The sequence below is a fragment of the Lutibacter litoralis genome (assembly GCF_014646675.1).
Taxonomy (GTDB): Bacteria; Bacteroidota; Bacteroidia; order Flavobacteriales; family Flavobacteriaceae; genus Lutibacter; species Lutibacter litoralis.
On sequence record NZ_BMNS01000003.1, the window covers coordinates 13,566 to 33,764 of the forward strand.

The following is a 20,199-nucleotide window of genomic DNA, read 5'->3' on the forward strand; positions in this document are numbered from 1 at the left end:
TAAAGGCAATTATACCTAAAAAAATAGTAAATTATCTTTATAAAATGTTAAAGTTAAATTTATTGAAACCAGATAAAATATAGTAGCTTTGTTCTTTAAATTTAAAATATGAATAAAAGACCTTTAATTTTAGTAACCAATGATGATGGTATAACAGCTCCAGGAATACGTACTTTAATTGCTGTAATGAACCAAATTGGAGATGTAGTTGTTGTTGCGCCTGACAGTCCGCAAAGTGGTATGGGACATGCAGTTACTATAAATGAAACTTTGTACTGCAATCAAATTACCGTTGATGATGGACCACAAACTGAGTATAAATCATCGGGAACACCGGCAGATTGTGTAAAATTGGCTGTGAGTGAAATTTTAGAGAGAAAACCAGATTTATGTGTTTCGGGTATCAATCATGGCTCAAACTCATCTATAAATGTAATTTATTCAGGTACTATGAGTGCTGCCGTAGAAGCGGGAGTTGAGGGAATCCCTGCAATTGGTTTTTCTCTGTTAGACTATTCTTGGAATGCTAATTTTGAAGTTTTAAAGCCTTTTATAAAACAAGTTGTTTTAAATGTATTGGAAAATGGGTTGCCAGATGGGGTTGTTTTAAACGTTAATTTCCCGAAAAGTGAAACATTTAAAGGTATTAAAATCTGCAGGCAAGCGCGGGCTAATTGGGTAGAAGAATTTGATAAACGTGTAAACCCACAAGGGCGAGTTTATTATTGGTTAACAGGTAAATTTGTAAATATGGATAAAGGTGAAGATACCGATGAATGGGCATTGGCAAATAATTATATCTCTGTTGTACCGGTTCAATTCGATTTAACTGCCCATCATTTTATACAAAAATTAAATAGCTGGAATTTATAATTTATAAAAATGATAAAAGAACTTCTAATAGGTTTTATTATAGGTTTAATTGCCACTACTGTTGGCGCTGTTATTTTTATTGAATTCTTTTCTACATACGATTTTTACAGAAGTTTAGAGTTGATACAAGAAGGGAATCTAGAAGGTAAAGTATTGTCATTAGGAGCGATAGCTAATTTTTTTGTGTTTTTTATTTTTCTTAAGAAAAAACAGATTTACAGGGCGCGAGGTGTATTGTTTGAAACTTTTTTTATTGCCTTTTTAGTGTTATTATTAACTTTCTTTCAAAGTAACTAACAATGAAGTATTATATAATTTCAGGTGAAGCCTCAGGAGATTTACACGGTTCTAATTTAATGAAAGCGTTGTTATTAGAAGATAAACAAGCTGAAATTAGATTTTGGGGAGGAGATTTAATGGCAGCAGTTGGAGGAACTCTTGTTAAGCACTACAAAGAAAGAGCTTTTATGGGTTTTGCTGAAGTTATAACCAACCTTTCAACCGTTTTAGGATTTATTAAATTTTGTAAAGATGATATTTTAAAATTCAATCCGGATAAAATAATTTTTATTGACAATTCAGGGTTTAATTTGCGCATAGCAAAATGGGCAAAAGCAGCAAGTTTTCATACCATATATTATATTTCTCCTCAGGTATGGGCAAGTAGGCCTGGAAGAGTTAAAGAAATCAAAAGAGATATTGACGAAATGTATGTGATTCTTCCTTTTGTAGAAGATTTTTATGAAAAATATGATTATAAAGTAACTTTTGTAGGGCACCCTTTGTTAGATGCTATTGCAAATAGAAAACAGGCAAGGGAAGCAGTTTTTAGAAAAGAACATGAATTAGGAGAAAAGCCCATTATAGCCTTGTTGCCTGGAAGTAGAAAACAGGAAATAAAAAAATTACTTGCGGTAATGTTAAAAATGGCTGATAAATTTACAGAGTATCAATTTGTAATTGCCGGGGCACCAAGTCAAGATTTCCAATTTTACCAACAATTTATTAATAAAGAAAATGTAAAATTTGTAAGCAATAAAACCTACGATTTATTATCCCTTTCCTATGCAGCAATTGTAACTTCAGGAACAGCAACACTTGAAACAGCATTATTTAAAGTGCCAGAAATTGTATGTTATAAAACAAGTTGGCTTTCATATCAAATCGGGAAAAGGTTGATAGATTTAAAATATATTTCGTTGGTTAATTTAATAATGAATAAAGAGGTTGTAAAAGAATTAATTCAAAACGATTTTAATGAAATTACATTAGAAAAAGAACTTCATAAAATTTTGAATGATGATGTGCGTACTAAAATGTTTCTAAATTATTTTGATTTAGAGAAGAAATTAGGAGGAAAAGGAGCTTCACAAAAAGTAGTTAAACTAATATTAAAAAGAGATTGAGGCTGTCTGAAAAAATTATAGTTTTCATAAACCTCAACTTTATTAAGAATAATTGTGAACAATAATAATTTTAACCTATTTACATAGTTCTTCTAATGTGTCTTCAATATCACCAGGAGTACTCATAATTTTCATAAAAGTTCCCATAGTTAATTCTGGCCAATGTAACGCAATTCTATATTTTCCATGCAACATAGTTGCATTTTTTCCTTGTAATATAATTTCATAAGGTAAAGCAGCAACATGTGCTTCTCCTATTTTTGGTAAAAAATGAGCTTCACCATCTTCTGTACTTTGCAATCCAACTCCAAAAACCGCTACTTTTTCAGAAGTATAAACAAGCCTGTATACTTCAGCTGTTTTACCTTTTTTTGCAGTTAAATTAGCAGTAATGGTTTTTAAACCTTCTTCAAAAGATGAAAATTCATTTAAAGTAACTGGATCTGAAAAGTAAGGCATCATAATTTTATAATGATATTTGCCTAATTTATGTGCTGCAACAGTTCCTCCAAAAGGAGTAAAATCACTTCCAACAGTAGCTAAACTTGATTTTAGATCGGTACTAAATGTTTTAAAGATACCGGAAAATGTATTGTAATTAGCGCCTAAATATGCTCTTAAAATATAATCTGGATTTGTATAGGAAACAGTTGTTTTCCCATTTTCTTCTATCAACCCAATTTTAAAAGTTGCAGCTAAAGCACCTCTATCTGTAATTTTAATAACCGTATTTTTTAAATCAGTTCTTGTAAAAGCAATTACTTTTAACGTTTTTTTGTTTGAAGGAGTGTAGGTTCCTAAGATGTTAAAGTTGTTGCTTTTTAATGAAGTAATAACGTTTTTAGAAACTTGATCAATTCCTTCGGTAGTTTCGGTAACTTTTATATAAGGTGCTATTTCCTGACCTTTTGATATAAATATATTTAAAAGAACTACGACACTTGTGAAAATTATTTTTTTCATAATATGATACTTTTATAAGTGTCAAAATTACTGTATGGAAGCAACCCTGAGAGTGATATAAGTCATTTTGTGACTTTTGTTACTTAACTTAATCAGAAACAGCAACTAAATTATTTTTCGTAACTTTATCAGGCTATGTTAAAGTTTTTAAAGTTTATACCTGTTCAATTAACATTCTTTTTAATACTTGGTATTTTAATTGGAAACACTAATAATTTTCAAATTAATTTATTGGTTAAAATTATCCCTTTATTTTTAGTACTACTTTTTATTTTATATGTTTATACAAACCGCCAACTTAAATCAAATTTACTCTTTACGGGTCTTGTATTTGTAATTGTATTTTTTGTCGGAATTGCTGCAATTACCTTTAAAAATCAGTTGCATCAAGAAGAGCATTATTCTAATGCAGAAGTTTTTAAAGTCTCAACTAATAATGTTGCAACAATTTCAATCAAAAAGGAACTAAAACCTTCTATTAATTATTTTAAATATGAAGCTGAAGTTATTCAATTACAGTATTCTAAATCACTTGGGAAAATACTTGTTAATATTGAAAAAGACAGTACTATCACTGATTTAAATGTAGGTGATGTTTTAGTTGTGAATACTTCATTCTATGAAATAAACAAATCTTTAAATCCATTTACGTTTAATTACAAGAAATATATAGAGCATCAACAGATTTATCATCAGATGTATGTAAATAACCACCAATTTCTAAAAAAGCCAGCTACAGCATATTCTATTAGAGGTCTGGCTGCTAAATTTAGAAAGGAAGTTACAACTGCATTAATAAATAATGGATTTAAGGATAACGAATTAGCCGTTGTAAATGCCTTATTATTGGGTCAAAGACAAACTATTTCTAAAGATTTAATTGAAAGTTATTCCGATGCAGGTGCCATTCATATATTAGCCGTTTCAGGATTGCATATTGGAATTATACTGTTAATTCTAACATTTTTATGCAAGCCTTTACATTATTTTAAACACGGAAAATTAATTGCGAGTATTGTTATTATTTGTTTGTTGTGGATGTATGCAATAATAGCAGGTTTATCGGCATCAGTTGTTAGAGCAGTTTCTATGTTTACAGCAATTGCAATTGGAATGTATTTAAATAAACCTTCAAATATTTACAATACGTTGGTTATTTCAATGTTCTTTTTATTGCTTTTTAACCCTTATTATTTATTTGAAGTTGGATTTCAACTAAGTTACTTAGCTGTTTTTGCAATTGTTTGGGTACAACCAAAAATAGTGAGTTTATGGACTCCTAAAAATAGTTTTATTTTTAAAATGTGGCAGTTGTTTTCGGTTTCTTTAGCAGCACAATTGGGTGTTTTACCTTTAAGTATTTTTTATTTTCATCAATTTCCAGGCTTGTTTTTTGTTTCAAATTTAGTAATTATTCCTTTTTTAGGATTTATTCTAATTGCTGGAATCCTAGTAATAGCATTGTCAGTTTTTGAACTATTACCACAATTTTTAGCCGATATATTTATAAATATTATTAGGTTAATGAATGCTTTTGTGGAGTGGATTGCAAATCAACATTTTTTTATTATTAAAGATATTACACTTTCATTAGTTTTAATGTGTGCACTTTATGGTTTTATTTTTTTTAGCTTTAAATGGATAGAAAAGAGAACTTTTAGTCGATTAATTTTTGTTTTACTTGCTTTTATAAGTGTACAAACTGTGCTTATTTTTGAAAAGAAGAAACTACAAACAACCAATGAATTTACTATTTTTAATGAAAATAGAACTTCTGTTTTAGCAAATAGATTTGGAACGGATTTAAGAATTTATAGTTCAAAAGATTCAACTCAGAATTTATATAGTTTAAAAGCGTATGTTTTGGGCACTGGGCTAACTCATAAAGAAAAATTTAAGGAGTTTAAAAATTTGTATCGTTTTAATAATGAAACTATTTTAGTAATTGATAGTTTAGGAATGTATAATTTTAAGAGTATTAAGCCTTCTATTATTGTATTGCATAATTCTCCAAAAATAAATTTAGAACGTTTGTTAAAAATACAGCAACCTAAAATGATAGTCGCTGATGCTTCAAACTACAGAAGTTATATTGAACAGTGGGAGGATACCTGTATAAAAAATAAAACTCCTTTTTACAATACGATGCAAAAAGGAGCTTTTATACTAAAAGAATAAATGTTTACTCTTTAAATTCATAAGTGAAATTATTCTGATATTTTTCCCAATCACCTTGTGCCGTAATTTTTTTATAGTCATCTGTTTTAAACAATTTTAAATACAGCTCAAATTGTTGAGGTGTTTTATAACCAGGCAATGGAGCTATTAAATTGGTTTCTTCATCTAAAAATATAATGGTTGGATATGCTCTTACACCAAAATAACCAGCTAATTGATGTGAACTATTTCTTCCAGATTTATTTGGATCGAAATTTGGGTTTGAAAATGTTTGATTGTTAAAGTTTATAGTTTCGTTTCCTTCAGCATTAAACTTAACTGCATAATAATTTTCGTTTACATAAGTTGCCACATCTTTATTGCTAAAGGTGTTTCTATCTAACATTTTACAAGGTCCACACCAAACAGTATACGCATCTATAAATATTTTTTTAGGCGTTTCTTTTTGTGCAACAACTGCATCTTCTAAGCTCATCCAATTTATTTTTTGAGCTGATACTGTTATGCTACATAATGCTATTGTTAAAATGAGTAGTTTCTTCATTCAAATTGTTATTTAGTTTGCGATTTTACTTATGACGTAAAAACGCTGGCAAAATTACAAATTTTTTATAAATTTATTTAACACCATGCATTAATTTCTTTAAAACTGGATTCAATGCAATTGCAATTAAACCAATAACAATTGGAACAATAGTAAAAATTAAGAAGAATGTTGAAATATCATATCTAGTTGTAATATCGTCAATCATAGAGCCTAATTTCCCAGAGGTTTTATTTCCAATTGCCAAAGCTAGATACCACACTCCAAACATAAAAGCAATCATTCTTGGAGGTACTAACTTACTTACATAAGAAAGTCCAACTGGCGACACACATAATTCTCCCAATGTATGAAATAAGTAAGCCATTATAAGCCAAATGATACTGACAGAAGCTGTTTTAGCTCCTTGAGGAATTCCTGCTGCTCCATAGGCTAAGAATGCAAAACCTATAGCTAAGAAAAATAAACCTATAGCATATTTATTTGCGGGTTTTGGATTGTATTTACTTTCCCACCATTTAGAAAATAAAGGTGCAAATGCAATTATAAATAACGAGTTTAAAATTAAAAACCAAGTTGCAGGAATTTGAATTTCATTTTCTTTTTTCTTTACAATTGTTGCTGCAATATTTGTAGTAATTAAATCGGCTTGTTCCGCAGTTAAAAATTTATAATTAACGCCCTTCTTATCGAGGTCAATAATTGAAATTTTATCATTTTTAACAAAATCGTTTGCAGATCTTATTACAGTGGTATTATCAATAATCATTGCATTTTCTGGAATTTTAGTTTCAGCAGTAATTGCAAAATCTTTTGTAACTTCTTCTCCAACATCATTAGTCGCTGTTACTTGATATGTTTTGTAGGAAATTTCATAAGAGTAGGTATTGAAATTATTGTAGATTTTCCAAATAACAACTCCCCAAATTAAAATAAAACTAAAGGCTAAAATTAAATTTGAAATTAAATATTTTTTATAGGTCTGTCTAAATAATAAAAACAACACATAAGTAATAATTCCAATAGGAACCACCGTTATAATAATATCAATAATATTAAAGATTAATGCGGAATTACCCGATAAAATTCTACTTGTATAATCTTTTGCAAAAATGCTCATAGAACCACCAGCTTGTTCAAAAGAAGCCCAGAAGAAAATAATAAAGAATGCAAATATTACAACGGCAATCATTTTATCTCTGGTAATGCGGCTGTATCTAATAATTCTAGAGCCTAATAAAAAGACAAATAAAATAAGGGTTACTAAAATAGTATGACCCGAATAATCGGTACCTCCAAACTCTAAAAAGTTAACTTCTCCAATTTTTGAAAGCGGATCATTAATTACCCATGTTAAACCAGCAGTAGCAATAACTGCAATTAAAATTTTATCTATTAAGGTAAACGGATTTAATTTGTCTTCAATTTCTGTATGATCATCCGCTTCAATTTTTTTATTTGCAGTATTTGGTTTTTTACCAACTTCACCAAATATATTTTGCGCAAATAAAAATTGTAATAATCCCAAAAGCATAAAAATACCAGCAAGTCCAAATCCCCAACTCCAACCTAAAATTTCACCTAAATAACCGCACAACATAATTCCTAAAAAAGCACCTGCATTTACACCCATATAAAATATAGTATATGCACCATCCTTTTTTTCTGGAAAATCTTTGTAAAGAATAGAGATAAAAGAAGTCATATTTGGTTTAAAAAAACCAGTTCCAATAACTAATAAACCTAATCCTAAATAAAGAAAAAACGGATTTGATTCTATTGCCATACTCGCATGACCCAAGGTCATAATAACTGCACCGATAATAATTGCGAGTCTGTTCCCTAAGTATTTATCGGCTAACGTACCGCCAATAATAGGTGTTAAATAAAGTAACGCTAAATAGGTTCCGTACAATGCTAATGCATTTTCACGAGGCCAATCCCAGCCACCAATTCCAAGTGCACTTACTAAAAATAATACCAATAAGGCACGCATTCCATAAAATGAAAAACGCTCCCACATTTCAGTAAAAAATAGTACAAATAATCCTGTTGGATGCCCTAAAACTTGGGATTTAAAAAATTCGTTTTGTGATGAATTCATAAGAATAAATAATTTTAATTAAGCTACTTTTTGTGCTGCTTCTTTTGGCTTAATAACAACTCTGTCGTAAATACTCAAAGCCAAAATTGTAACTATCCCAATTCCCACAATAACATACCAAATTTTATTTGGATTGTAAGTATCCCAAATAAGTTGTGTCATTTGGGTTTGAGTCATTTCCAATTTTTCAGAGGCTAAAGCAAAATAATCATTTTTTGTAAACTCTTTTGAGACTTCTGGCATTTGCAAACCTCTATTTGACATTTCAGTTTGTAATAAACTTAATTTATCTGACCAAGCTTGATATAAATTACCAGAAACAAATGTTGTTAAAAAGTTACCTAAAAATATTGGTAAAAAATAAGTTCCCATGTAGAGTGCTTCTTTTCCTTTTGGAGAAATTAAAGCTATAAATGAAGAAAATGTTGGATTTGTCATCATTTCACCAATTGCAAAAATCATAATACCCAAAATAGTATAAAGTCCGTTCCCAGTATAGAAAGTAATACCAATACCAATAGAAGCTATAATAAATCCAGTAATCATAGCGCTTACGTGTCTAATTTTTAAAACAAAATAAGAAACAATTAATTGAAATAAAATAATAGAACCAGCATCTAAATTAATAAGCATTTCAGGATTTACTGAATCACCACCACCACTCATAGCACTTGCTATCCAAGGTGATACTTGTGCAATAGAATCGTGTAAGGCTTTTGTATTTACCCAATCTTCAATAAAAGTTGGCAATGTATAAAACAATTGATTGAACATAGTCCAAAAACCAACCATAATTACAAGTAATACAGATAAACGGCTATCTTTAACAGCTTCCCAAATATTTTTCAGCGAACTTGAAATAGCTTCGCTAATAGATTCAACTTTTTTAACTCTTTCTCCTTCTTTATAAAAGAATATTAATATTAATAAGTTTATGGCAATTACAATTGCTGCTTGAAGAAAAACTATTTTCCAACCATATTGGGTTCTTAACGTTGACGAAAATGCCGGTCCTATAAAACCACCAATATTTACCATCATATAAAAAATACCAAATCCTAAAGTTGAATTAGACTTGTCGGTGTTTTTTGTAATAATAGCCGAGGCCACAGGTTTAAACATTGCCGCTCCAACGGCAACCCAAAGAAATACTAAGAATACAGAAGTGTAGCTAGATACTTCACCCATAAAGTAATATCCTGAAATAAGTAATACGTAAGCAATTATTAATGATAATTTATAGCCAATTTTATCTGCTATTACCCCCGTAATCATAGGAAGTAAATACAAGATTGCAGTAACAATACCCATTATTTGACCTTTCTCGGTGTGTGTAAAACCTAAACCTCCATCATCTGTTGATCCGGTAAGGTAAAGTGCTAATACTGCAAAAAGACCATACCAAGCCCAACGTTCAAAAAGCTCCATGATACTTGCAACCCAGAAGTTCTTATTGTAAGACTTCATAACTCCAAAAAACGATTTTTTTTCTGTACTCATTATTTTTTAATTTTTAAAATGGAAAAGCTCAGGTAAATTTTTACCTGAGCCTTCATAATATTTTAATTATTTTGTAACATTAAATTCGGAAAGATTATATTACACCGTGCATTAATTTTTTCAGTGGTTTGTTAAATAGCATTATTAAAACTGATATACCAACTAAAACAAAACCTAATGTTGAAAATACAGTTATATATTTATCTAAACCTTGTGCAGCAGTTAGAACTTCTCCGGTATCACTATGTCCTCCAGTTAAAGTAGCTATTTTTCCACCAACATAGTTTGCGATGGCAAAACTTAAAAACCAAGCTCCCATTGCTGTTCCCGAGATCTTTTTTGGAGATAATTTAGTAACCATTGACAATCCTATTGGGGATAAAAATAATTCTCCGGTAGTATGTAAAAGGTATAAAATAACTAAAGTTAGTAATGGTACTTGATAAGCCTCGTTTACAAATTGCAAACCAATGTTAGTAATTAAAAAACCTAAAGCTAATTGTAAAATACCAAAAGCAAATTTCATTGGAATACTAGGGTTTTTACCAATGTTTGCTAGTTTAACCCACATTACAGAGAAAATAGAACCAAATACAATAATAAAGAAAGGGTTAAAGAACTGCGTCATTGACGCTGGCATTTCCCAACCCAAAATACTTCTGTCAACATTTCTATCAGCAAATAGTGTTAAAGAAGTTCCTGCTTGTTCAAAACACGCCCAAAATGCAATATTTATTACCATAAAAATAAGTAGCGCAATCATTCTGTCTTTCCATACTTTTACTGTTTCTTTTGCATCAGCATCTACACCTGCTTTAATTAATACAAATGAGATTAAAATAAATAACCCAAGTAAGATATAATCTAACCAGCTATTTTGCATAATTAAGAAGTAAGCAACTGGTATAAGAACTAGTGATAAAATACCAACTAAATGTGCTTTTTTTAATGCACCGAAAACTTTTTGATTACCTTCTTCGGTAAAACCAAGTCCTTCGGCTGCAGCATAGTTTTTTCTTCCAGTCCAAAATATTAGTAAACCTAGTAACATACCAAATCCAGCCAATCCAAATCCATATTTAAACCCATAGGTTTCACCTACATATGCAATAACGGTGGTTGCTATTAGTGCACCAATATTAATTCCTATATAAAATATGGTAAAACCAGAATCTCTTCTAGGATCGTCATCTTTGTATAACTTGCCTACAATTGTAGAGATGTTTGCTTTAAAATAACCATTACCAACTATTAAGGCACCCATACCAATCATTAAAAACTGTTCAGATCCACCTAAAATCAGAAACTCCCCAATAGCCATTAGAATTGCTCCTAACATAACTGCATTTCTGTATCCAAGAAATTTGTCTGCTAATTTACCACCTATTATAGGAGCCGCATAAACCAAACCTGTATATGCCCCATAAATTACGGCGGCATCTGCATCACCTTTCATAAGAGATTTTACTAAATAAAGTGTTAATAGCACTCGCATACCATAATAACATACTCTTTCCCACATTTCTGAAAAGAATAGCGTCATTAATCCACTTGGATGTCCTTGCATTGAAGTTTTGTTAGTCATAATTATAGATTAGATTTATGTTTAAAAAAGATATTTATTGTTTTAAAATTTTTAGTATTTATTTCCACTTCCTAAATTTTCTCGGATAAAAGTAGTCATTTTATTGTACAAATGTAACCTTGTGTTTTTTCCTCTGTAAATTCCGTGTGTTCTGTCTGGATAAATAGCATGGTCGAAAGGCTTATTTGCTTCAATTAAAGCGTTGGTAAGGCGCATAGTATTTTGCACGTGCACATTATCATCTCCACTTCCGTGTACCAATAAAAATTTACCTTTTAATTTATTCGCATAATTTATTGGTGAATTGTCATCATAACCAGCAGGATTTTCTTGAGGGGTACGCATAAAGCGTTCTGTATAAATGGTATCGTAAAAACGCCAGCTTGTAACAGGAGCAACTGCAATTGCCATTTTAAAAACATCATTTCCTTTTAACAGGCAATTTGTACTCATATGTCCGCCAAAACTCCATCCCCAAATTCCAATTTCGTTAGCATCGATATACGATCTTTTAGCTAATTCTTTAGCTGCATCAATCTGGTCTATAGTTTCGTGTTTTACTAAATTTAAATAGGTAGATTTTTTAAAATCAGCACCTTTAAAGCCAGTTCCTCTTCCATCTACACAAACAATAATATATCCTTGTTGCGCTAAATGTTGAAACCAATAATCGTTAGCGCCATTCCAGGTATTACTTACAGATTGCGAGCCTGGCCCGGAATATTGCGTCATAAATAATGGATATTTTTTATTGGTATCAAAACTTGAAGGTTTTAACATCCAAGCATTAAATTCACCATTTTCTGTTTTTATGGTGAAAAATTCTTTTTGAGATAAATTGTATTGCTCTAATTTTTCTAAAAGCTTAGTATTGTTTAAAACCTCTTTTAATTGTGTTCCCTTTGAATTATGCAGCGTGTAAACAGTTGGTGTATTTACATCGGAAAATGTATTTATAAAATAATTCAAGTTTTTACTAAATGAAGCACTATTTGTTCCAGAAGTGTTTGTTAAACGTTGTTTGTTTTTTCCATTTAATTTTATGGAATAAATTGTTCTGTTGATAGAACCATCTTCAACAGATTGGTAATAAACAGTTTTAGATTTTTCATTAATTCCATAAAAATTAGTTACCTCCCAGTTTCCGTTGGTAATTTTATTTTTAAGGTTTCCTTCTTCAGAATAATGATAGATATGATTAAAACCATCTTTTTCACTTGTCCAAATAAAGCTATTATCTTTTAAAAACGTTAAATTATCGTGAACATCTATGTAAGCTTCGTCAGTTTCATTTAAAACAATTTTTGCAGTATTATTTGAAGCATTTACAAAATATAAGTTTAAGTTATTTTGATGACGATTTAAAGTTATAACACTTAATAGATTAGCATCTTTTGTCCATTTAATTCTTGGAATATATTCGTAATCTCCTAAATTTATTTTTGAAGTATTTTTAGATGCTACGTTATATAAATGCAAAGTTACAACCGCATTTTTTTCTCCTGCTTTTGGATATTTAAATACTTGTTGTGTTGGATATAGTTCCTTTCCAGTAAGTTGCATAGAAAACTCAGGAACTTCTGTTTCGTCAAACCGCAAAAAGGCAATATTTTTACTGTCTGCACTCCAATCAAAAGCACGTACAAAAGAAAATTCTTCTTCGTACACCCAATCGCAAATTCCATTTATAATAAAATTCTTTTTACCATTAGAAGTTATTTGGACAACTTCATTAGTCTCTAAATTTTTAATAAAAATATTATTGTTTTTTGCGTATGCTACTTTTTTGCTATCTGGAGAAAAAGTAGGTTCTTGAATTTTGTCTTTATCAACTAATTGTAATTTTTTTGAAGCTATATCATAAACATAAAAAATACCTAAACTAGAGCGTCTATAAATAGGTTCAGTAGCAACACCTAACAATAATTTTGTTTCATCGTTATTAAATTCATAGTTTTCAAAATAAGATAAATTGGTTAAATTCTTACTATTAACTATGGTTTCAACTTTTTCTAAAGTAGCATAACTGTATTTATCAACCGAAGAACTTCTAGTGGCTCTATCAAAATTTAACAATGAATAAAAGTTGCCATTCATAGAGTTTAAAGAGTTCATTCTTTCGGTTCTAAATGTACCATTCCAAATTTCATCTAAAGTAATATCTTGTTTTTGAGCTGTGGCTAAGGAAGTTATTGCAATAAAGAGAATAAGTAGTTTTTTCATGTATCTATATTATTGTTTTTTAAAGGTCACATGCAGTTCATCAGTAATTTTATTTTTTGATGATAAATTTTTTAGCACGCTCGTTTCATGAAATTATCATTTCTTAAAATAAGTGTCAAGTTTAAGAAAAATTTCGCAAAATGAAGGTGAATTAAGTCATAAAAATTTGCATTTGGTAAAACTGTTAATTTTAATCTTTAAAAAATTATCTTTGTGCAAATAATAAAAATCATATTAAATGTCTAAAACCGTTAGCGGGTTCTCAAAACTCACGAAGCTCGAAAAAATTGATTGGTTAGTTTCAAACTTTTTTAATAATGATGTTAAAGTGAAGCAAATTTTAATGCAGTATTGGAATTCTAATCCAGTTCTTCAAGATTTGCACGATGATTTTATTGAAAACACCATTTCTAATTTTTATTTGCCTTTTGGAATTGCACCTAATTTTGTAATAAATGGAAAAGATTATACCATTCCAATGGCAATTGAAGAAAGTTCTGTGGTTGCTGCGGCTTCTTTAGTAGCAAAATTTTGGAGTACGCGTGGTGGATTTAAAGCAAGCGTAATTTCAACTAAAAAAATTGGACAGGTTCATTTTATGTTTGAAGGGACCAATAATGAAATTAAAAATTATTTTACAAAAAAGAAAGCAGCTCTATTACTAGCTACCAAAGCTATTACTCAAAACATGCAAAAACGTGGAGGTGGAATTGTAGACATAGAATTACGAGATAAAACAGTAGATTTAGCCAATTACTATCAATTACATGTTACTTTTGAAACAGTTGATAGTATGGGCGCTAATTTTATAAACTCGTGTTTAGAAGCCATTGCAAATGAGTTTGAAAAAGAGGATGTTCAAATTGTAATGAGTATTTTATCTAACTACGTTCCAGAATGTTTGGTACATGCTGAAGTGAGTTGTAAAGTTGATAAATTGTATGCAGAAAATTCAGAATTGTTTGCTCAAAAATTTGTGCAGGCAGTTCAAATTGCTAATGCCGAAACGCATCGCGCTGTTACCCACAACAAAGGAATTATGAATGGTATTGATGCTGTGGTTATCGCTACGGGAAACGATTTTAGAGCAATTGAAGCCGGTGCGCATGCCTACGCTGCGAAAAGCGGACGTTATAAAAGTTTAACAAATGCTACTATAGAAAATGGAATATTTAAATTTTGGATTGAAATTCCACTGGCTTTAGGAACTGTTGGAGGTTTAACTAAGTTACATCCATTGTCTAAATTGTCTTTAAAAATGCTTGATAATCCTTCAGCAAAAGAATTGATGGAGATTATTGCAGTTGCTGGTTTAGCACAAAATTTTGCAGCTTTGCGTGCCCTAACAACTACTGGAATTCAAAAAGGACATATGAAAATGCACTTAACAAATATTATTAAACAATTAGGTGCTAGTGCGGAAGAAAAACAATATTTAATTGATTATTTTGAACATAAAACCATTACGCACAATGCCGTGGTTGAGGCGTATAATAAGTTAATTGGGGAAAATGGATGATGGAGGTTGAAAGTTATTGTTAGTGGTGTCAAAAGCAATTTCAAAAAATATATGTTAAGTATTATCATCGGCGGCTGAGCGGAGTCGAAGCCAATTACTGCTGTCATTCCTGCAAAGGCGGGAATCTATAAAACGAATTTAATAAAAAGAATTTAATAAAACGGAAGCGTGAATCGAACATTAAATTGATAGAATAAGAATTGGTTAGACCTCTCAAACGAGTGGTATGATGATATTTTGAAACATTAATATGGATTCCTGCCTTCGCAGGAATGACAAATAAAAAAACTGATGAAACAATTCTACAGTAACGGAAAATTACTATTAACAGGTGAATATTTTGTGCTTGATGGCGCAAAATCTTTAGCTGTTCCAACCACTTGCGGACAAGATTTAACCGTTGAACCAATAAAAGAAACTCAATTGATTTGGCAAAGTTTTACCAATACTGGAGAATGTTGGTTAGAGGTAATCTTAGACCTACCCAAATTACGACTGGTTTCGGCTGATTTTGAAGCAACGGAGGATGGAGGAAATGATACATTAGCTGAAAATTTAAGAACTATTTTAGTTGAAACACAAAAACTAAATCCTGCTTTTTTAAATTCAGAAAAAGGAATTTTAGTTAAAACTAACCTTACGTTTCCAAAAAATTGGGGACTGGGAACTTCTTCAACCTTGATTAATAATATTGCAAATTGGGCAAAAGTAAATCCTTACCAATTATTAGAAAACACATTTGGAGGAAGTGGTTACGATATTGCTTGCGCACAAAATAATACATCAATTTTATATACGAGAAATGGTATAAATCCATCAGTTGAAAACGTAAACTTCAATCCGAATTTTAAGGAACAATTATATTTTGTGTTTTTAAATAAAAAACAGAATAGCAGATCAGGAATTAAAAGATACAAAACCTTAAAAGGAACATTGACTTCTGAAATTCAGGAGATTTCGAAGTTGTCTGAGTTGTTTTTGGCTTGTGAAAATTTGACGGATTTTGAAAAATTACTAATTGAACACGAGCAATTAGTTTCAACAATAATACAGTTACAACCAGTTCAAAAAGAACTATTTTCAGATTACTTTGGACAAACAAAAAGTTTAGGTGCTTGGGGAGGCGATTTTATTTTAGCCACAGGAAATAATGATACTCCAAGCTATTTTAAACAAAAAGGATTTGAAACTGTAATTCCGTATCAAGATTTAATTATTTAATTCACCGGCTGAGAGGGAGAAAAGTAAAAGAGTAAATAAATTATATGAAAAAACTTATTATAATAGGAGGTGGAGCAGCAGGTTTTTTTGCTGCAATTAACGCAGCAGAAGGCAATCCAACTTTAGAAGTGCAAATTTTAGAAGGAAGCGCAAAAGTGTTGCAAAAAGTAAAAGTTAGCGGAGGTGGACGTTGCAATGTAACACATGCTTGTTTTACGCCAAGTGAATTGGTGGAGTTTTATCCGAGAGGTAAAAAAGAATTAAGAGGACCTTTTCACCAATTTATGACTGGTGACACTATGGAATGGTTTTCAACTAGAGGAATTCCATTAAAAATTGAAGACGATAACAGAATTTTTCCAGAAAGTAATTCATCACAAACAATTATAGATTGTTTTTTAGAGAGTGCTAAAAACGCTGGTGTAGCATTAAAAACAAGTACTAGAGTTGATTCCATAGAGAAAAATAACGAACAGTTTATTGTTAAAACAACTTCAGAAGATTTTATTGCAGATTATGTGTTGGTAGCAAGTGGAAGTAATACCAAAGTTTGGAATATGATGCAAGATTTGGGACACTCAATTATACAGCCAGTTCCTTCTTTATTTACTTTTAATATTAAGGATGAAAGGTTACAAGATATTCCAGGGATTTCGGTTCCAAAAGCATCTGTAAAAGTATTGAACTCTAAACTTGCAGAGCAAGGGCCGTTGTTAATAACCCATTGGGGTTTAAGTGGACCAGGAATTTTAAAACTCTCTGCTTGGGGCGCGTTGGAATTACATAAAAAGGATTATAATTTTGAAATTGAAGTAAATTGGTTGTCTAAAAAACAAGACGTTGTATTAGATTATTTAAAATCGGTAAAGAAAAAACAGTCTAAAAAACAGGTAATTTTACGCTCCGTTTTTGAAGAAGTCCCAAAACGTTTATGGGAAAAATTTGTGATTGCTTCAGAGATTTCAATCGATTCTCAATGGGCACAATTAAACAATAAACAATTAGAAAATTTAGCAAATCAGTTGACAAAGTCTGTATTTAAAGTAAACGGAAAAAGTACGTTTAAAGATGAATTTGTAACGGCTGGAGGTATAGATTTAAAAGAAATAAACTTTAAACGATTTGAAAGTAAAATCCATAAAAATTTGTTTTTTGCGGGTGAAGTATTAAATATTGATGCGGTAACTGGCGGATTTAATTTTCAAAATGCTTGGACAAGTGCTTGGATAGTTGCAAATTCTATTGAAAGCAATTAAAGTTTTAATTAAAAAAACACACTTTTATAATCCCAAAATATCGAGAAAAATAAACCGGTATAGATAACTGCAGCAATAAACTTTAAGAATGTAGAGGTCAAAAATCCTATAAAGGATCCATAGGCAGCTCTTAAAGCTCTTTTAGAATCCTTATTGTCTTTTATTAATTCACCAACAAAAGCACCTAAAAAAGGACCAATTATAAGTCCTAAAGGAGGGAAGAAAAGAATTCCTAAAACCAGACCTACCATAGTTCCAATTACTCCATAACGCGATCCACCAAAGCGTTTCGTTCCCATTGCAGGAATAAAATAATCTATTAGCCAAATAATAAATGCAATTGCAAAAGTAATTCCTAAAAAAGTCCAATTCATTGGGACGGCTTCGCTTAAATGCAAAACCAATAAACCAAACCAACTTGTTATTGGTCCTGGTAATACTGGTAAAAAAGAACCAAGAACTCCTAATATCATTAGCAAAATTCCAAAAATTAATAAGGCTATATCCATACTTTTATTTATAAATCAAATTTAAACAAAATGTTTAAATCAATAATCGTGCAACATTTTCAACTAAAAAATTAGTTTAAACTAAATGTTTAGTTATATTTGTATTGTTAAACTAAAAACTTAGTTAAAAAATGGAGAAACAATTGACCAAAGCAGAAGAGCAATTGATGCAAGTTTTGTGGGATTTAGAAGCGGCCTCGGTAAAAGAAATTATAGCGCAATTACCAGGTCCAAAACCAGCTTACAATACTGTCTCTACGATAATTAGAATATTAGAAACAAAAGAATTTGTGGGGCATAAAGCGCAAGGAAGAGGGTATGTTTATTTTCCTTTAATTAAAAAAGCTGATTACAGTAATAAAAGTTTACATAAAATAGTTGACGGTTATTTTGAAGGTTCTTTTAAAAGTATGGTGTCATTTTTTGTAAAAAAGAATGATGTTGATATGAATGAATTGGAATCAATTTTAAAACAAATTAATGACAAAAAGACAGAAAAATGATAAATTATATAATTCAAGTATTGCTTTTTCAAGCGTTATTTTTAGCCGTTTACGATTTCTTTTTGCAAAAAGAAACATTTTTTAAGTGGAATAGAGTTTATTTATTAGCAACACCAATTTTAGCGTTTATCATCCCATTATTAAAGTTTAAAAGTATCCAGCAAAGTATTCCGCAGGAATATATGGTGCAATTGCCAACTGTATTTTTAAATCCAGAAGCAGTGATTATTGAAAGCACCGCCACGGAAAGTACTTTTAACGTGTTGCCATTTCTATTTTATATTGGAATAATGTTATTTTCAACGCTATTTTTAGTGCGATTATTTAAAATTATTAATTTAATAATCCACAACAAAAAAATAAATCAAGGGAATTTTAAGTTGGTGTTATTGCCTGAACAAAAAGCTGCCTTTTCATTCTTCAATTACATTTTTATTCATCAAAATTTACTAGATAATAAAAAATTAGAGATTATTAAACACGAAACAATCCATTGTAAACAGCTACATACATTAGATTTATTGTTTTTTGAAGTATTAAAAATACTCATGTGGTTTAATCCTTTAATTTATGTATACCAAAAACGCATCACACTTTTACACGAGTATATTTCAGATGCTGAAGTTGTAAAAGAATCCGATAAAAAATTGTATTTCAATACATTATTGGCTGAAACTTTTAATGTAGAAAATATTTCATTCATAAATCAATTTTTTAAACAGTCATTAATTAAAAAAAGAATCGTTATGATCGCAAAAGAAAAATCACAAAAAATTAAACAGTTAAAGTATTTATTGCTAATTCCTTTATTAGCGGGGATGTTATTTTATACATCTTGTATTGATGAAGTAAATGAGGAGTTATTTGAAATGGAGTCAGCATTAAACAATGTACAAGATTTTAGAAATGGTAAATATTTCGATTTTGAAATTGGTAAAACTTATGTTGGAAATAGTTTAATTATTGGGCGTTATTTGGATGTTAGTGAATACACAGTAAAAGAAAAAGAGATAACTGAAAAATTTAATTCTAATGATGAATTATTATTTGACCATGTAGTTTTGTTAGATGAAAATAATGTAAGAGTGAATTGGTTTCGACCAAAATCTGCAAGACTTGGGTCTAAATCAAAATATGAATATGTTGAAGGAGATGATGTTCCTTTTGCAGTAGTTGAAGAGGTTCCAGTTTTTCCTGGTTGTGAAGGCACAAAAGAAGAATTAAGATTGTGTTTACAAGAAAATATCACAAAACATGTGAATAGAAATTTTAATGCAAGCCTGGCAAGTGATTTAGGATTAACAGATGGTGTTAAACGAATATTTGTAATTTTTAAAATTGACAAAGAAGGAAATATATCAGATGCTATGGCAAGAGCACCACATAAATCTTTGGAAGATGAAGCCATAAGAGTTGTACAAAGTTTGCCAAAAATGATGCCTGGAAAATATAACGGAAATGCAGTTGGTGTAAAATATAGTTTACCAATAGCTTTTAAAGTTGGTGGTGAACAAGCTACTAACGAACAATCAAAAAAAGCGAAAGAAGATTTTATAAATGGAAATAAAACAGATACTGTATTTGAAGTTGTTAAAGGGAAAATTACAAATGAAAATGGGAAAGGTTTGCCTGGTACAAATATTGTTATAAAAGGAACTGAAAATGGAGTTGTAACAGATTATGATGGAAATTTTGCGATTAGGGCAATGGAGGAGCAGATTCTCATAATTTCTTTTATAGACTATCAAACTCAAGAAGTGAAAATTGGCAAGGAGAGAACTATTAATATTGTTCTCAAAAAAAATAATACATAAA

At 30.2% G+C, this 20,199-nt stretch carries 16 protein-coding genes; 9 read left to right on the forward strand and 7 right to left on the reverse strand.

Annotated features, from left to right (window positions below):
• The first annotated feature begins 108 nt into the window (after positions 1–108).
• From surE to lpxB, 3 genes are read left to right on the forward strand one after another with little or no spacing between them, the layout of a single operon-like run.
• A complete protein-coding gene (gene surE / locus IEW75_RS04920; protein WP_134247624.1) occupies positions 109–873 on the forward strand; it encodes a 5'/3'-nucleotidase SurE in 765 nt (254 codons plus the stop codon).
• A gap of 9 nt (positions 874–882) precedes the next feature.
• Positions 883–1,170, forward strand: coding sequence for a hypothetical protein (locus tag IEW75_RS04925; protein WP_134247625.1), 288 nt, complete (start codon positions 883–885; stop codon positions 1,168–1,170).
• A 2-nt stretch (positions 1,171–1,172) separates the two neighbouring features.
• Entirely contained in the window at positions 1,173–2,279 is a 1,107-nt protein-coding gene (gene lpxB / locus IEW75_RS04930) for a lipid-A-disaccharide synthase (RefSeq protein WP_134247626.1), read from the forward strand.
• Positions 2,280–2,354: 75 nt separating this feature from the next.
• On the opposite strand, the gene IEW75_RS04935 is transcribed toward lpxB, so the two are convergent.
• Positions 2,355–3,242 (reverse strand): hypothetical protein, encoded by an 888-nt coding sequence (locus IEW75_RS04935; protein ID WP_134247627.1) that lies wholly within the window; start codon positions 3,240–3,242, stop codon positions 2,355–2,357.
• Between the two features lie 135 nt (positions 3,243–3,377).
• Here IEW75_RS04935 and IEW75_RS04940 point away from each other — a divergent pair, with 135 nt between their 5' ends.
• Positions 3,378–5,420: a ComEC/Rec2 family competence protein gene (locus IEW75_RS04940; protein WP_134247628.1), complete on the forward strand. Its 2,043-nt coding sequence runs from the start codon at positions 3,378–3,380 to the stop codon at positions 5,418–5,420.
• Between the two features lie 4 nt (positions 5,421–5,424).
• Here the strand turns inward: IEW75_RS04940 and IEW75_RS04945 are convergent, their stop codons facing one another.
• The 5 genes from IEW75_RS04945 to IEW75_RS04965 all read right to left on the reverse strand — a co-directional run bounded on the left by IEW75_RS04945 (position 5,425) and on the right by IEW75_RS04965 (position 13,376).
• Positions 5,425–5,964: a thioredoxin family protein gene (locus IEW75_RS04945; RefSeq protein ID WP_134247629.1), complete on the reverse strand. Its 540-nt coding sequence runs from the start codon at positions 5,962–5,964 to the stop codon at positions 5,425–5,427.
• Between the two features lie 73 nt (positions 5,965–6,037).
• Entirely contained in the window at positions 6,038–8,068 is a 2,031-nt protein-coding gene (locus IEW75_RS04950; RefSeq protein ID WP_134247630.1) for a peptide MFS transporter, read from the reverse strand.
• Positions 8,069–8,086: 18 nt separating this feature from the next.
• Entirely contained in the window at positions 8,087–9,568 is a 1,482-nt protein-coding gene (locus IEW75_RS04955) for an MFS transporter (protein ID WP_134247631.1), read from the reverse strand.
• A gap of 94 nt (positions 9,569–9,662) precedes the next feature.
• On the reverse strand, positions 9,663–11,153 hold the full coding sequence (locus tag IEW75_RS04960; protein ID WP_229714401.1) for a peptide MFS transporter: 1,491 nt from the start codon (positions 11,151–11,153) through the stop codon (positions 9,663–9,665).
• A gap of 51 nt (positions 11,154–11,204) precedes the next feature.
• Entirely contained in the window at positions 11,205–13,376 is a 2,172-nt protein-coding gene (locus IEW75_RS04965) for a S9 family peptidase (RefSeq protein WP_134247632.1), read from the reverse strand.
• 238 nt (positions 13,377–13,614) lie between these two features.
• On the opposite strand from IEW75_RS04965, the gene IEW75_RS04970 reads away from it, so the two are divergent.
• The 3 genes from IEW75_RS04970 (at position 13,615) to IEW75_RS04980 (ending at position 17,372) form a co-directional block, all read left to right on the forward strand.
• Positions 13,615–14,895, forward strand: a complete 1,281-nt coding sequence (locus IEW75_RS04970) for a hydroxymethylglutaryl-CoA reductase, degradative (protein WP_134247633.1) — start codon at positions 13,615–13,617, stop codon at positions 14,893–14,895.
• Between the two features lie 291 nt (positions 14,896–15,186).
• Positions 15,187–16,116, forward strand: a complete 930-nt coding sequence (locus IEW75_RS04975; protein WP_134247634.1) for a GYDIA family GHMP kinase — start codon at positions 15,187–15,189, stop codon at positions 16,114–16,116.
• 44 nt (positions 16,117–16,160) lie between these two features.
• On the forward strand, positions 16,161–17,372 hold the full coding sequence (locus tag IEW75_RS04980; protein ID WP_134247635.1) for a BaiN/RdsA family NAD(P)/FAD-dependent oxidoreductase: 1,212 nt from the start codon (positions 16,161–16,163) through the stop codon (positions 17,370–17,372).
• A gap of 8 nt (positions 17,373–17,380) precedes the next feature.
• Here the strand turns inward: IEW75_RS04980 and IEW75_RS04985 are convergent, their stop codons facing one another.
• Entirely contained in the window at positions 17,381–17,881 is a 501-nt protein-coding gene (locus tag IEW75_RS04985; RefSeq protein WP_134247636.1) for a DUF456 domain-containing protein, read from the reverse strand.
• 131 nt (positions 17,882–18,012) lie between these two features.
• Here IEW75_RS04985 and IEW75_RS04990 point away from each other — a divergent pair, with 131 nt between their 5' ends.
• Both IEW75_RS04990 and IEW75_RS04995 read left to right on the forward strand, forming a co-directional pair.
• Positions 18,013–18,384 carry a BlaI/MecI/CopY family transcriptional regulator gene (locus IEW75_RS04990; protein ID WP_134247637.1) on the forward strand — a complete coding sequence of 124 codons (372 nt, stop codon included), beginning with the start codon at positions 18,013–18,015 and terminating at the stop codon, positions 18,382–18,384.
• Positions 18,381–20,198, forward strand: a complete 1,818-nt coding sequence (locus IEW75_RS04995) for a carboxypeptidase-like regulatory domain-containing protein (protein WP_134247638.1) — start codon at positions 18,381–18,383, stop codon at positions 20,196–20,198. Before IEW75_RS04990 ends, IEW75_RS04995 begins: the two co-directional genes overlap by 4 nt.
• The last annotated feature ends 1 nt before the right edge of the window (position 20,199 follow it).

Bases quoted from the DNA above. Each gene is read 5' to 3' on its own strand.
- surE (WP_134247624.1), top strand. From the start codon at position 109: ATGAATAAAAGACCTTTAATTTTAGTAACCAATGATGATGGTATAACA.
- IEW75_RS04925 (WP_134247625.1), top strand. From the start codon at position 883: ATGATAAAAGAACTTCTAATAGGTTTTATTATAGGTTTAATTGCCACT.
- lpxB (WP_134247626.1), top strand. From the start codon at position 1,173: ATGAAGTATTATATAATTTCAGGTGAAGCCTCAGGAGATTTACACGGT.
- IEW75_RS04935 (WP_134247627.1), bottom strand. From the start codon at position 3,242: ATGAAAAAAATAATTTTCACAAGTGTCGTAGTTCTTTTAAATATATTT.
- IEW75_RS04940 (WP_134247628.1), top strand. From the start codon at position 3,378: ATGTTAAAGTTTTTAAAGTTTATACCTGTTCAATTAACATTCTTTTTA.
- IEW75_RS04945 (WP_134247629.1), bottom strand. From the start codon at position 5,964: ATGAAGAAACTACTCATTTTAACAATAGCATTATGTAGCATAACAGTA.
- IEW75_RS04950 (WP_134247630.1), bottom strand. From the start codon at position 8,068: ATGAATTCATCACAAAACGAATTTTTTAAATCCCAAGTTTTAGGGCAT.
- IEW75_RS04955 (WP_134247631.1), bottom strand. From the start codon at position 9,568: ATGAGTACAGAAAAAAAATCGTTTTTTGGAGTTATGAAGTCTTACAAT.
- IEW75_RS04960 (WP_229714401.1), bottom strand. From the start codon at position 11,153: ATGACTAACAAAACTTCAATGCAAGGACATCCAAGTGGATTAATGACG.
- IEW75_RS04965 (WP_134247632.1), bottom strand. From the start codon at position 13,376: ATGAAAAAACTACTTATTCTCTTTATTGCAATAACTTCCTTAGCCACA.
- IEW75_RS04970 (WP_134247633.1), top strand. From the start codon at position 13,615: ATGTCTAAAACCGTTAGCGGGTTCTCAAAACTCACGAAGCTCGAAAAA.
- IEW75_RS04975 (WP_134247634.1), top strand. From the start codon at position 15,187: ATGAAACAATTCTACAGTAACGGAAAATTACTATTAACAGGTGAATAT.
- IEW75_RS04980 (WP_134247635.1), top strand. From the start codon at position 16,161: ATGAAAAAACTTATTATAATAGGAGGTGGAGCAGCAGGTTTTTTTGCT.
- IEW75_RS04985 (WP_134247636.1), bottom strand. From the start codon at position 17,881: ATGGATATAGCCTTATTAATTTTTGGAATTTTGCTAATGATATTAGGA.
- IEW75_RS04990 (WP_134247637.1), top strand. From the start codon at position 18,013: ATGGAGAAACAATTGACCAAAGCAGAAGAGCAATTGATGCAAGTTTTG.
- IEW75_RS04995 (WP_134247638.1), top strand. From the start codon at position 18,381: ATGATAAATTATATAATTCAAGTATTGCTTTTTCAAGCGTTATTTTTA.